An 892-nucleotide genomic window follows, 5' to 3' on the forward strand; every position below is an offset into this window, starting at 1 on the left:
GCGGCGCGAGCGCTGTCTCGCACCGGGCGATGGATTCCGCGAACACCGGCACGGTGTCCAGGAGGTCCGCGCCCATACCGGCCCATTGCGTCCCCTGTCCGGGGAACACGAACACGGTCTTGCCGGTCTCGTCCGACGCGATGCCCTGCACGAGGTGGGGCGAAGGCTCGCCCTGGACGAGGGCGTCGAGGGCCTTGAGGAGTTCGACGGTGTTGCCGCCCACCGCGACCGCGCGGTGCTCGAACGCGGACCGGGTCGTGGCCAGCGCATGGGCCACCTCGGCGATGCCCAGCTCGGGCCGCTGATCGACGTACTCGCGGAGTTGCCGGGCCTGTGCGCGCAGGGCGCCGGCGGTCCGGGCGGAGATCACCCACGGCATGACATCACCCGGACGGGTCGACTGTTCCTCGTCCGACTCGACGGGCGGAGCCTCCTCCAGCACGGCGTGGGCGTTGGTGCCGCTGACGCCGAAGGAGGAGATGCCGACGCGTCGCGGGCGGTCCACCGCAGGCCAACGCACCTCTTCGGTGAGCAGCGAGACCGCGCCGGCCTCCCAGTCGATACGGGAGGACGGCTCGTCCACGTGCAAAGTGCGCGGTAGCAGGCCCTGGTTGAGTGCCATGACCATCTTGATGATCGACGCCGCACCGGCGGCGGCTTGGGTGTGGCCGATGTTGGACTTCACCGAGCCCAGCCACAGGGGCCGGTCGGCCGGGCGGTCCTGCCCGTAGGTGGCCAGCAGGGCCTGCGCCTCGATGGGGTCGCCCAGCTTGGTGCCGGTGCCGTGCGCTTCGACGGCGTCGACCTGGCCGGGGGTGAGGCCGGCGTTGGCGAGGGCCTGGCGGATCACCCGCTGCTGGGAGGGGCCGTTCGGGGCGGTCAGGCCGTTGCT

General features: G+C 72.1%; 1 protein-coding gene. It reads right to left on the bottom strand.

The window, feature by feature from the left end:
• A partial coding sequence (locus ACLIYP_RS30630) for a ketoacyl-synthetase C-terminal extension domain-containing protein (protein ID WP_412716327.1) occupies nt 1-892 on the bottom strand: 892 nt, incomplete at both ends.

The sequence above is a fragment of the Streptomyces nanhaiensis genome, from assembly GCF_046614825.1.
GTDB classification, from domain to species: domain Bacteria; phylum Actinomycetota; class Actinomycetes; order Streptomycetales; family Streptomycetaceae; genus Streptomyces; species Streptomyces radiopugnans.